Origin of the sequence: Pseudarthrobacter defluvii, from assembly GCF_030816725.1 — a bacterium.
Taxonomy (GTDB): Bacteria; Actinomycetota; Actinomycetes; order Actinomycetales; family Micrococcaceae; genus Arthrobacter; species Arthrobacter defluvii_A.
Window position 1 is genome coordinate 3125271 of sequence record NZ_JAUSYG010000001.1, and the last position, 11375, is coordinate 3136645.

Annotated in this window: 9 protein-coding genes and 1 pseudogene; 5 read left to right on the top strand and 5 right to left on the bottom strand. The window is 67.5% G+C overall.

What is annotated here, in order from left to right; genetic code table 11:
- Positions 1-15 precede the first annotated feature (15 nt).
- The gene (locus QF031_RS14605; protein WP_307429525.1) at positions 16-1806 is read right to left on the bottom strand and encodes an NAD(P)/FAD-dependent oxidoreductase; all 1791 of its coding nucleotides are present in this window, start codon (positions 1804-1806) and stop codon (positions 16-18) included.
- A 141-nt stretch (positions 1807-1947) separates the two neighbouring features.
- Between QF031_RS14605 and QF031_RS14610 the strand changes: the two genes are divergently transcribed.
- A complete protein-coding gene (locus QF031_RS14610; protein WP_307429530.1) occupies positions 1948-3237 on the top strand; it encodes a GAF domain-containing protein in 1290 nt (429 codons plus the stop codon).
- A 10-nt stretch (positions 3238-3247) separates the two neighbouring features.
- Here the strand turns inward: QF031_RS14610 and QF031_RS14615 are convergent, their stop codons facing one another.
- Positions 3248-4030, bottom strand: a complete 783-nt coding sequence (locus tag QF031_RS14615; protein ID WP_307429533.1) for an SDR family oxidoreductase — start codon at positions 4028-4030, stop codon at positions 3248-3250.
- 178 nt (positions 4031-4208) lie between these two features.
- Here QF031_RS14615 and QF031_RS14620 point away from each other — a divergent pair, with 178 nt between their 5' ends.
- Entirely contained in the window at positions 4209-5798 is a 1590-nt protein-coding gene (locus QF031_RS14620) for an alkaline phosphatase D family protein (RefSeq protein ID WP_307429536.1), read from the top strand.
- A 292-nt stretch (positions 5799-6090) separates the two neighbouring features.
- The gene (locus tag QF031_RS14625; RefSeq protein ID WP_307429540.1) at positions 6091-6318 is read left to right on the top strand and encodes a hypothetical protein; all 228 of its coding nucleotides are present in this window, start codon (positions 6091-6093) and stop codon (positions 6316-6318) included.
- Here QF031_RS14625 and QF031_RS14630 read toward each other — a convergent pair.
- On the bottom strand, positions 6296-7186 hold the full coding sequence (locus QF031_RS14630) for an alpha/beta fold hydrolase (protein ID WP_307429543.1): 891 nt from the start codon (positions 7184-7186) through the stop codon (positions 6296-6298). The two genes, QF031_RS14625 and QF031_RS14630, sit on opposite strands and share 23 nt — an antisense overlap.
- A 39-nt stretch (positions 7187-7225) precedes the next feature.
- The gene (locus QF031_RS14635; protein WP_370874567.1) at positions 7226-8680 is read right to left on the bottom strand and encodes a S8 family serine peptidase; all 1455 of its coding nucleotides are present in this window, start codon (positions 8678-8680) and stop codon (positions 7226-7228) included.
- Here QF031_RS14635 and QF031_RS21490 point away from each other — a divergent pair.
- Positions 8636-8935 (top strand): annotated as a pseudogene (locus tag QF031_RS21490) (alpha/beta fold hydrolase); the annotation flags it as partial. The gene QF031_RS14635 and the pseudogene QF031_RS21490 overlap by 45 nt on opposite strands.
- 664 nt (positions 8936-9599) lie before the next feature.
- Positions 9600-10325: a hemerythrin domain-containing protein gene (locus tag QF031_RS14645; protein WP_307429546.1), complete on the top strand. Its 726-nt coding sequence runs from the start codon at positions 9600-9602 to the stop codon at positions 10323-10325.
- A 72-nt stretch (positions 10326-10397) separates the two neighbouring features.
- On the opposite strand, the gene QF031_RS14650 is transcribed toward QF031_RS14645, so the two are convergent.
- Entirely contained in the window at positions 10398-11240 is an 843-nt protein-coding gene (locus QF031_RS14650; protein WP_307429550.1) for an esterase/lipase family protein, read from the bottom strand.
- Positions 11241-11375: the final 135 nt, after the last annotated feature.

The following is an 11375-nucleotide window of genomic DNA, read 5'->3' on the forward strand; positions in this document are numbered from 1 at the left end:
ATGCTGTAAACGCGGCTAGCGGGTGTGGTGGCTGGGCTGCAGTTCGTAGACCGGGGTCTCGAGTCCTTCCATCCGGGCCTTCAGCTGCAGTGCCAGGTAGGCGGAGTAGTGCCGGCTCTGGTGCAGGTTTCCGCCATGGATCCAGAGGTTGGGCACGTTGGTGGGCTTCCACATATTGCGCAGCTCCCCCTCCCACGGACCAGGGTCTTTTGGCGTGTCTGAGCCGTATCCCCAGCATTTGCCCACCCGGTCCGCGATTTCGGGCGAGACCAGGTCCGCCAGCCAGCCGTTCATGGAACCGTAGCCGGTGGCATAGACAATGAGGTCTGCCTCCAGTTCGGTGCCGTCGTCCATCACCACGGCGTTGCCGGTGATCTTGGCAACCTGCCCCGACTTCAGCTTCACGCGGCCGTCGATGATCAGCTGGGAGGCACCTACGTCGATGTAGTAGCCGGAGCCGCGCCGCAAATACTTCACGAACAGGCCGGACCCGTCCACGCCGAAGTCCAGGTCGAACCCCGCGGCCTCCAGCTGGGAATAGAACTCCGCATCCCGCTTGGCCATCTCCTGGTACACCGGCACCTGGGCTTCCGGCAGGATGCGCATGGGCAGCGAGGCGAACAGCAGGTCCGCCTTCTCCGTGGTGACGCCCGCTGCGAGTGCCCGCTCCGAGTACAGGTCGCCCAGCGCCAGGTCCATCAGGGATTCGCTGCGGGCAATGTGGGTGGAGGAGCGCTGGACCATGGTGACGTCGGCGCCGTGCTCCCAAAGGTCCGCGCAGATGTCGTGCGCCGAGTTGTTGGAACCGATTACCACCGCCTTCTTGCCCGTCCAGTCCCCGTCGCCCGGGTGCTGGGAGGAGTGCCGCTGCTCGCCCAGGAAGCTCTCGGCGCCGTCGAACGTGGGGATGTTCGGGTAGCCGGAGACGCCCAGGGCGAAGATGAGCTGCTTGGGCCGGAGCGTCACCGGTTCGCCGTTGCGAAGGACGCTGACCTCCCATTCCTGCGTGCCGTCGTCGTACGCTGCCTTGACGCACTCGGTGCCGGACCAGTAGTTCAGCTCCATGATGCGGGTGTAGTGCTCCAGCCAGTCGCCGATCTTGTCCTTGGCGGCGAAGACCGGCCAGTCGTCCGGGAACTTGAGGTAGGGCAGGTGGTCGTACCAGACGGGGTCATGCAGGTGCAGGGACTTGTAGCGGTTGCGCCAGGAGTCGCCGGGGTTCTGGTTCTTTTCGACGATGATGGTGGGCACGCCCAGCCGCTTCAGCCGCGCAGCCAGGCCAATCCCGCCCTGCCCGCCGCCGATGATCACGCAGTAGGGCTGCTCCTCGTAGCCAAGACGGGCTTCCTGCTCCTCCTTGAGCTCCTTCCAGGACCGGCGGCCGCGGACGATCTCATGCGCCACGCCCTGCTCCCGGCGCGGGCCTTTCTTCTCCTCGAAGCCTTTGAGTTCCTGCATGGTGGTCAGCAGCGTCCAGCACTTGCCGTTGCGGAGCCGGAGGTGGCCGTAGCCACGGGCGGCGCCGGTCTCGAACGTGATCCAGGCTTCCACGTTCTCCGCGTCCCCGGTGGCGTCCTCCGAGAGTGCCCAGTTGGCGGGCTGGATCCGGTACAGGGTGGCCTCAAGCATGCGGCGGATGTCCGCCGCGCCTTCGAGGGTTTTGAGGTTCCAGGTGAACGCCACGAAGTCCCGCCAGAAGGCGCCGTCCTCGAAGAGTTCCAGCGCGGCATCCACGTCGCGCCGCTGCAGCGCCTGATCCAAGCCGGAAAGCCAGGCCTGGGCGGCAGCGGTGGGTGTTTGGGTCATCTCCACTCCTTTGTGCTGTTCCTTGGGCTCCGCCTGCCCGATATGCTGGGGCGGGCGTGAGCTGCATCACCAGTTGAACCCGGCGGGGGTAACAGGGGCGTTACACGGATCCGGCAACGGCGCCGGCTGCGAGGAGGAACAGTGGACCACGGCCTGAGGTTTTCGGACCCGGCAACGTATGCGCGGACTCTGCGCCGCGCGCATGAGCTGGTGATTTCCGGAATTCCGAGGCCAGAAATTCCCACCCGCCTGGTGGATTCGTGGCACCGTTCCATGGCTTTGGGCATCAGCCCGGACCAGCACAGCCCCCGGCACCTGCACGAGGTGTCCGAGGTACTGGAACTGCGGCAAGAGCACCGGCTGCAGCAGGTGATGCCCGCGCTCAACGATCTTTTGGCGGACGATTCCCGGACAGGCCGCCACCTGCTGGTACTCACCGATGCCAGCGGCGAGATCCTCTGGCGGGTGGGCAGCCGCGCCGTCCTCCGCCGGGCCGACCAGTTGGAGTTCCTGGAGGGTGCCGACTGGTCCGAGGCCGGGATCGGCACCAACGCCATCAGCGAGGTTTTGGTCACCGGCGCTCCCGTGCAGCTGTTCTCCGCCGAGCACCTGGTCCGCACGCACCACGAGTGGGCCTGCACGGCAGCGCCCATCACGGACCCGGCCACCGGCCGCGTGCTCGGGGTGCTTGACGTGTCCGGGCCGCTCGACACCCTCAGCGCGGACACTTTGCGCATGGTCCGCTGCGCCGTGCGGGTGGCGGAGGCTTTGCTGGGAACGTCCGACGGCGGCAGTTCTGTAGGTGCTTCGCCTTCCGTCCGCGGGTCCCGGCAGGCGGCACCTCCTGCTGGGCGTCCGGCTGCCGCCGTGGAGCGACTGGAACTGCTCGGCGAGAAACCGGCGGCCGTGTTTGCCAACGGAGGCCGCACTCCCCTGACGCTGCGCCGGGCGGAGATTCTGGCGCTGCTGGACTCCCGGTCCCAGGGCTGGTCAGCCGAGGAGTTGGCGTACGAACTTCATGGCGATGCGGGAACGCCGCAGGCCATCCGGACCGAGATGTTCCGGGTGCGGTCCATGCTGGGCGCTGCCGTGGAGTCCAATCCGTACCGGTTTGCTCCAGGGCTGGCCGCACGCTCCGATGCGGGACAGGTGCTGCGGCTGCTGCGTGAGGGCCGGGTTGCTGAAGCGCTGGAGGCATACCGGGCTCCCCTGCTCAGCCGGTCCGGCACGCTGGCCGTCCAGTTGCTCCGGGACCAGCTGGACACGGCCGTTGCATCGGCGGTGCGGGTCTGTGGGGACGCCCCACTGCTGGTGCGGTGGCTTTCCACGGATATGGGGTCCGGCGACTCGCGGGCGGTCGACGCGCTGGGACGGCTGGTGGGCCGCGGCGATCCGCGGTACGTGGCGTTCCGGGCGTCCATCAGGGCCTGAACCCGGGTGGTCACCAGACAGTGTCGCCGCGCAGCACCGCGTCGCTGCCACCGTCAACATAGACAATTTGCCCGCACAGGTGGGTGTTCTCCACGCTGTTGAGCCAGGCCAGCAGGCGGGCCACCACAATCGGCTCCGCGATGCCGTTCAGGGGCATGGGGACAACTTTGAGCAGCGACTCCCGCTCCTGTTCCGTGTCGATCAGGTCGGCCGTCATCGGGGTGGCGATGACGCCGGGTGCCACTGCGTTCAGCGGGATTCCGGCCCCGGCCCACTCCGCGGTGGCTGCCTGGCGGCGCACCCATCGCGAGAGTGCCAGCTTCGTGGAGGCATAGATGAGGCCGCCGGTGGTGGCGGGTTCCTTGGCCAGGACCTTTGCCCGGTCCAAGGCTCCCGGTTCGTCGCCTGCCGCCAGCAACGCTACAAGTTCACCGTCGGTGGCCATCAGGGCCGCCATGGACGAGACCACGACTGCGCGCGGGGCGTCCGATTCCTTCAGCAGCGGCCGCAGCCCCTCCACGGAAGCAACGGCGCCGAAGAAGTTGACGGCCACCGTGGCAGGAGCCGGGAGGGCGAGCCCCGCCACGGCATATATGGCATCGATCCGGCCGCCGCTGACCTTCCGAACAGCGTCAACCAAGGCCTCGCGTCCGTCCGCGCTGGAGAGGTCGGCAATCACCTCGGCATCGCGGAGGTCCACGCCGACCACGCGCTCACCCCGCTGTTCGAGGAGCTCCTTGGTTGCCTTGCCGATGCCGGAGGCGGCGCCGGTGATGACGGAGGTGCGGGGCATGATGCCTTCTTCTGGTTGTTGAACAGGTCCGGCGCCAACTCTTCCCCTCCGCACGGTACGTGGCCAGAGTCCAAAGACCCGGGGCAGGCCCTCTATTCGACGAACCTTGTCACGCCGTTAACCAACCATTCATGTCTCCCTCGGAACCTGTACAACGGCTGGAAATAGCGTGAAAGCCATGGACAACATCTCCCGCAGAACCCTCATCTCCGCCGGCATCGGGGCCGGCCTGGTCGCCGCACTGCCCAGTGCCGCCGTCGCCGTTTCAACAGCGGACGACGCCGGCCTCGGCACCGATCCCTTTATGCTCGGCATCGCATCGGGCGAGCCCTGGCCGGACGGCTTCGTCCTCTGGACCCGCCTGGCCCTGGACCCGGTGGCGGAGGACGGGCTGGGCGGGATGCCGTCCCGCCCCGTGGCCGTGCAGTGGGAGGTGGCCGAGGACGAAGGCATGCGGAAGGTGGTGGCCCGCGGCGTGGAACAGGCCCGGGCCGAGACCGCGCACTCGGTGCACGTGGAGCTGCGCGGCCTGAGGGCGGGCCGGGAGTACTTCTACCGGTTCCGCGCCGGCAGGCACCTGAGCCCGGTGGGGCGCACGCTCACCAGTCCGGCCCTGCACGAGACGCCCGCCGCGCTGGCGATGGCGTTCGCCAGCTGCGCCCAGTATGAGCACGGCTACTTCACCGCGTACCGGCGCCTGGCGGAGGACCACCCGGATCTGGTGCTGCACCTGGGCGACTACCTGTACGAATACAAGAAGGACAGCTATGTGATCGGCGGCGGGAACCCGCGCGACCACGAGGGCCTGGAGACCGTCACGCTGCAGACCTACCGGCAGCGGCACGCCCAGTACAAGGCCGACGCCGACCTCCAGGCCGCGCACGCGATGGCACCCTGGGCCGTGGTGTGGGATGACCACGAGGTGGACAACAACTGGGCGGACGAGGTTCCGGAGAACAGCGACGCCAGCCAGCTGAACGACAGTGTTGAGCACTTCCGGCAGCGCCGCGCCGCCGCGTTCCAGGCGTACTACGAGAACATGCCGCTGCGCCCGTCCTCCTTGCCGGCCGGGCCTGACATGAAGATCTACCGGAAGATCCAGTGGGGCCAACTGGCCAACTTCCACATGATGGATACGCGGCAGTACCGCGACGACCAGCTCGCCGGCGACGGCTGGAAGAAGAACGTGGCCGGGCGCCTGGCGGAGGACCGCACCATCACCGGCGCCGAGCAGGAAAAGTGGCTGCTGGACGGCTTCCGCAACTCCAGCCAGCGGTGGGACATCCTGGGCCAGCAGGTCTTCTTCGCCGAGCGCGACCGCAATAAGGCGCCGGACATCGACGATGTTTCCATGGACGGCTGGGACGGCTACGCGGCCTCCCGCCGCCGCATCACCCAAGGCTGGGTGGACGCGAACGTGCGGAACGCCGTCGTGCTCACCGGTGATGTGCACCGGCACTGGGCCAACGACGTGAAGGTGGACTACAAGGACGCGGCCTCCCCCGTGGTGGGCTCCGAGCTGGTGTGCACCTCGATCACGTCCACCGGCGACGGCACGGGCTCCACCACGGACGCCACCATGGCCTGGAACCCGCACCTGAAGTTCTACAACGACAACCGCGGGTACGTGAACACGCGCATCACCAGGGACGCCATGACGGCCGACTTCCGGGTGCTGGACCATGTCACGACGCCGGGCGCGCCCGTTTCCACCAAGGCCTCCTTCGAAATCCACGACGGCGTCCCGGGGCTTCAGGTGCGCGCCTGACCTTGGTGCCTAACGCGTTTGCGTCATTTATCGGCGGTGGCCGATGCAGTCCCCCCTGAGTTTGCGGGGTTCTGCATTCCCCCTGAAGCCGAAAGTTACGCAGACGCGTCGATGCTGGCCCGGCGGGACCTTCGGCACTTTTGGTGCCGGCGGTCCCGTGGCACTTTGGCGGCATGTCCGGACGGCTACTTTTCAGGCAAGCGGTGCGCCGGAGGCGGTGGCAGCTCCTGGCGGTGTCGCTCTGCGCGCAGATAATGGCCTATCTCCTGTGGCGCCCCGCCATGCTGCGCAGATGGGGATCTACCGGGCAGGGTACCGTGGCCCGGGCTACCTCAGTGCCGCCGTCCGCGGCGCCGGTCCGGACGCTCCGGCAGTAACCCGGGCCCTGGCCTTCACCCTTCAAAAGGTGCCGGGCGCGGTGACGCTGGCACGCGGCGTCGACCTTTTCATCGGCGACCCGCTGCACCACTACATGGAGGTGGGCGTACTTCGCGGGATCAAGCGGCGCGCGGAGTCCTGAAGAACTCCAGGGTTTTGCCTGCTACGAGTTCGGGCTGATGGTCGGCAATGAAGTGCCCTTCGCCCTGGACGATCTCCGTGGTGATGTTGCCGCCACGGCCCCGGCGGTGGCCCATCTGCTGCAAGGTGGCCGAGGGTTCTTTGGCCCCAATCAGTGCAAGGGTGGGCACCGGGAAGTCTCGCCTGGCGTACCTTCCGAAGATGATCCCCATGAAGGCCGGGAGGATGGTTCCGCGGTAAAGGGCGGACCCGGCGTGAGACCTTCGGGGCTGTGCCGCAAGGGAGTTGTAGAGCTTCATATCCTCCTCGGACACTCCCCCGTCGGGCTCGAAGGCGGTGAACAGGTGCCGCACCACCTTCCTGTTGTGCTGGATCCGTGGGCCGATGACCGGGGCGGCGAGAGCGAAGGCATGCCAGAGTTTTGGGAAGACGGGGACCAACTTGGCATTGGGCCTGATGTGCACATCCGGGGCGCCCGTGATGACCAGCGCCTCCACTGAGCCAGGCCGCTGGATGGCGAGAAGCTGGCCCACGATGGCGCCCCAGTCGTGGGTGAGGAAGCGCGCCCGGGTGATGCCGAGCTTCGCCATGAGTTCAAGAATGTCCGCCACCAGGGAGCCTGCCGTATACCCCCTGGCCGGGGCATCGCTCCAACCGAAGCCGCGGTGGTCCGGGGCGATCACCCAGTAATGCTCCGCCAGGCGGGGAATAACTCCGTGCCACTCCCACCAGTTCTGCGGGAAGCCGTGGAGGAGAATCAGGGGTTCCCCGCTGCCCGCCTCGGCTATGTGCATTCTGATCCCGCGGACGTCGAGCCACCGGTGGGTGACGCCCTCGAGCTCCGGCATCTTGGCATCTTCGCCTTCCATGGATCAACTCTACTACTTAAGTAGTACCTGCAGAAGCGCCTACCGGACAGCCCTGTCGGCGTTCACCCGCCCGTACGCCCAGTACGTCCCGGTGCCGGCAACCTCGTCCGCCGTGGTTTCCACGTCTGACCTGATGTCGCTGTTCGTGGCGCCGGGATGCGAGCTCCAGGCGAGCGCGGCGGCAGCGGCGACGATAGCTGAGGACATGGAGCTCCCATTGCCCACGTCATACCCCTGCGAGCGCTTGTTCTGGGTGGCCAGGACGAACGAATGGTTGGGGAAGGTGGAGTAGACATTGACGCCGGGCGCCGCGATGTCCACCCAGCTGGCGCCGTAGGTGGAGAACGGGGCCTTGGCGTCGTTGTTGTCGGTGGCCCCGACGGCGATGACGTGGGTGTAGGCGCCGGGGTAGATCTTGGTCTGGTTGCCGCCGTTGCCCGCAGCGGCCACCAGCACCACGCCCTTGTTCCAGGCGTTGTTGACGGCGGTTTCCAGAGTCCGCGACGCCCGCACGCCCAGGCTCATGTTGATCACCTTGGCGCCGTTGCTGACCGCCCAGTTGATGCCGTTGGCAAGGGCGGAGCTGGAGCCGACGCCGTTGTCGTCCAGGACCTTGCCCGCCAAAATCGTGCAGCCCGGGCAGACCCCGGCCACCCCGACGGTGTTGTTCACCGTGGCAGCGACATTGCCGGCAACGTGGGTGCCGTGGCCGTAGTAGTCCTCGGCCACGGGGTCGCCGGCTTTGGTGGCCGAGCCGCTGAAGTTGGCGCGGGCCACCACCTTTGGCGCGATGTCCGGGTTGTCGCTGGCGACGCCGGAATCAAGCACTGCGACTTTGATCCCGTTGCCGGTGGTGGTGTTCCAGGCTTCGACCGCGTCCACATCCGCGTCCGGCGTACCGGCAGGGATCGTGAGGTCACCGGCGGTGTTGGTGAAGGGCTGGCCGTTGTTTTGGAGGGCGTACTGGCGCGGGAAGTACTGGTCGGAGGACGTGGCCCCCACGGGCTGGTCCGCTTCGGCGTAGTCGACGGCGGGATCCCGGCTGAGCGCGTCGATGAGCCGGCCTTGGCTGCCGGCGGGCACGCTGACCAGCCTGGCGCCGGTGCTTCCGACGTCGGCGCCGTTCTCCAGGCCATGCCGGCGCAGGGTGCCGGCGGCAGCACCGTCGTCGTATAACTTGACGAGGATGTGTGCTGATGACGCTGGGGCAACGGCCGCCGCGTTGGCGGGAAGGGCAAGCGGGACAGGGCCGAGCATCATGAGGGCTGCCGCGAGCCCGGCGGTGAAGAGTTTTCTCATGCGGGCCATCTTTGCCCCGGATGCCCGGACCCGGTAGGGGCAGGAGGCCCCAAAGTGCCCCGATGCACCGTACTCAACGCTCCTGGGCACAGCGATTCCCGCCAGCGGGAGCCCTGGTCCCGCAGCCCCGGCCGAATCTACACTTGCGGGATGGAAGCCGTGGTCGGCGGTGTGCCCGTCCATTTCGTTGAGCATGGCAGTGGAACACCCGTCCTTGCGCTGCACGGCGCCGGAGTGGACCACCGGGAGATCGCCGGCGGCCTGGAGCCGATGTTCCGCAGCCTCCCCGGATTCCGCCGCCTGTATCCGGACCTGCCCGGGATGGGCCGCACCCCGGCTCATGGGTCGCTCAACAGCAATGACGACGTGCTGGATCTGCTGCTCCGCTTCATCGACAGCGCCATCGGTGATGAACCGTTCCTTCTCATCGGCCAGTCGTATGGCGGATACCTGGCCCGCGCGGTTGCCCACCTCAGGCCCCGGTCCGCCGGGCTGGCCTTGATCTGCCCTATCGGCGCACACGCAGGGAACCTTCCCAAGCATGAGGTCCTCATGTCGTCGGTCCATGTTGCCGGCCTCGACGCGGAAACCCAGGCCTCTTTCCGCAGCTATTTCGTGGTCCAGACGGACGACACGCTGAACCGGTTCCAGCAGTTCGTGGCTCCTGCAGCATCCCTGGTTGACGAGCCGGGGTTGGCCCGGATTTTTTCGCGCTGGGAGCTGCGGGACCGTCCGGGATCGGCAGCGCAATATCTCCATCCGGTGCTGGTTCTGGCGGGGCGGCAGGACGCCACCGCCGGGTACGTGGATGGGTGGGCACTGGCGCGGGACTACCCGCGCGGCACCTTTGCCGTGCTGGACCGCGCCGGCCACGCCCTGCTGCACGAGCAGCCCGCGCTCGTCGAGGCCTTCCTCGCCGAATGGATTGAGCGGGTGCGCGAAGACCGCCCTGATGCCGTCCGGCTCCCGGCTCCCCTGGCCAGGACGACGTCGCGCACCTCGCCCGGTGCCGCCGTCGTACGTCCTAAAAAGCCGTTGTGCGGTGTGGGGGCCGGGGCTACGATGCTCCCGGGGAGAGGTCCTTTGTCTCGCGAGACTGGAAAGGGCCACGCACATGACCGACTTTTTCACCATGCAGCCCGGCGAGACAGCGCCTCCCCTCCCGGCGGGACCGGTCCTGTGCGCGGGGACAGCCGGCATGCGGCGCATCCACCGCTTTTTCCTCTGGGCCTATGGCGAGGCCCCCGGGCTGGTGCGTTCAGTCGCGGCGGCCGATGTGGCCCGTGCCGCGTATGTGGGGGAAGTGCTGGGCAATTTCGACAAGGTGCTGCACATCCACCACGACGGCGAGGACCTGCTGATGTATCCGCAACTGAAGGAGCGGGCACCGGCGTGCGCGCTGCATATCGGGCAGATGCTCGAGCAGCACCGGCAGGTGACGGAACGGCTTAAGGCGACTGAGCCGGTGCGCCTGCGCTGGATGGGGACCGCGGACGAGGAGTCGGCGTCGGAACTGGCCGCGCGATACGAGGACCTCTCGCGTGTCCTCAACGTGCACCTGCGCCGCGAGGTCACCGAGATGATGCCCGTGGCGGACCGGGTGATGACGGAGAAGGAGATGAACGCGACCGGGCAGCACGGGATCAAGGAACTCGACAGGAAATTCCTGGTGGGCTACCTCGGGATGGTGCTGGCCACGAATCCCCCTGCGGACCGGAAGGAACTGTTCAGGGAGATCCCTCCCCCGGTCCGGCTGGCTTACCGGCTGGTGGGCCGGCGGATGTACCGGAAGCAGTACGCCACGCTGTTTCCCGGGCGGCCGGTGCCCGAGACGCTGTAGAAGTACGACGGCGGGAGGCCGGCTTTGTGGGCCGGCCTCCCGCCGTCGGACTGCCTGTTGTTCTCCGTCGGGTTAGAGGCAGACGGGCTGGTACGCCGGGTCCGCCGGACCGGACGGCTGGGCCAAAGCGTTGCCCACCAGTTGGTGCACCACAGGATCGTTCGGCGCCTGGTCGTGCTCGAAGATGTCAGCCGGGCACTTGTCCTGGATGGTGATGTTGGTGACCTGGCGCGCGGAGCCGTTGAGGAACTGGCTGTTGTACGGGATGACCACCTCGTCGTGGATGGTGGAGATGACGGTGTAGGCAGGGCCGGCGACGGTGTCGCCGACCGAGTTGAGTTCCTGCATGAAGGGGGATCCAGCCTGCTGGTCCGCGCAGGCAGCGCAGCCGGCTGCGGTGTAGTCGGGCGTGGGCACCAGATCCGGCGGCGGCAGGATCACGCCTTTGGTGCCGTGGTTGGACGGTACGATGCCGACGAGCTGGTGGACGTACTTGGCGCCGCCCAGGAAGCCCATGTAGTACCGGGGCATCATGCCGCCCTGGCTGTGGCCCACCAGGTCCACCTGCCTGGCGCCGGTGGCGGAGCGGACGGCGTCCACGAACGGAGCGAGTTCCTTGGCGGAATCCTTGACCGGCGCCGTGGCATAGACACCGTTGGTTTCGCCGTAGTTGAGGGCGAAGACGCAGTACCCCTGCGCCTTGAGGTATGGCGACAGGGTGGACCAGTTCTTCGCCATGCTCTCGAACGTGCCCGGGACCAGGACCACCGGATAGGGGTGCGCGGCGGACGGTTTGCAGGACCAGTCGTTGGCGCCGGGCGGGGAAACGTCGACGGCCTGGGCGGGCGCGGCCACCAGGGATGAGGCCAGGACTGCGGCGGCGGCAACGGACAGGGCACGGGTAAGGAATGACATGGAAACCTCTTTGTTCGTCTGTCTTCGGGGCGGCCAAACCTGATGGTCTTGGGGGTGCCCATCGGTTCCGGCCGGGGTTTCCATGCTTACAGTGCTGCTGGTCCTCCGCAGCGGAACTGCACGAACGTGCGGCGA